A 1,014-nucleotide genomic window follows, 5' to 3' on the forward strand; every position below is an offset into this window, starting at 1 on the left:
AATGTAACACTACCGGTGTTGTGGACCACAAACGTATAGGTAACCACCTCACCTACGGTCAAACTGCTGCAGTTCTCTCCGTTCGCAGGTTGTTTATTGTGTGTCTTCACAAGCCTGATACCCGGCGTTGTTGTTATTGTGGTTATAGCCACATCATTGCTCGCCGTCGGTATCTGCGTTGATGTAACAGACACATTATTTATTAACGAAGTTGCTTTATCTATTTGTGATTGACTAACATTATACGTGAATGTATAGGTCCATTTTTCACCAATCTCTAGAATTGTATTGTTATTTCCTGTCGGCGCACCTCCAGTTTGTACTGGGCTTCCGATAGAAGTTATGTTAATATCAGCGGCTCCCGATTGCTTTAATACATCCGTAACTGCTATATTCTCCAAATCAAAATCTCCTGTATTCTCAACAGTAATATTATATGTTAGTGTTGTTGGTGTAGTAATATTATCCTTATCAACTGTTTTCGTTACTTTAATTCCAACAGGATTAACGTTAACAATTACCGAAATTATTCGGCTTATACAACCCGTCGCATCATTTTGCTGTGCAACATAAGCTGTAAATGTACCTTGAATAGCTGTAGAAACAATAGGCTTAGTAATAATGCTCGAACCACTCCCGTCCGAATACCAAACCAAAGTGTGTCCTGTCGCAGCAGTTGCATCATACACAATGCCTGTCGCACCTACATAAGTGTATTGGTTTGTAGTAACCGGTACCGTAGGCGCAGCATAGTTCGTCAGAACGACTTCGTCAGAGCTACCCGCACAGCTGCCGTTGCTAACTGTCCAGCGAAGGGTAACACTGCTGCCTGCAGCAACACCCGTAACCGTAGTATTGTATATTGTAGGATTTGTGATAACACCCGTCCCGCTAACGATACTCCACAGACCTGTACCGACAACAGGAGCATTTCCTGCTAAAGTAAAGCTCGAAACATTACAGTTTTCCTGATCAGCACCTGCAACAGCTACCGTAGGCGCAGCATAGTTCGTC

Annotated in this window: 1 protein-coding gene; it reads right to left on the reverse strand. The window is 43.0% G+C overall.

The window, feature by feature from the left end; genetic code table 11:
• On the reverse strand, positions 1 to 1,014 hold a 1,014-nt coding region (locus JKG61_RS22760), incomplete at both ends, for a DUF7507 domain-containing protein (protein ID WP_202105305.1).

It is taken from the genome of Sphingobacterium faecale, from assembly GCF_016746095.1.
Taxonomy (GTDB): Bacteria; Bacteroidota; Bacteroidia; order Sphingobacteriales; family Sphingobacteriaceae; genus Sphingobacterium; species Sphingobacterium faecale.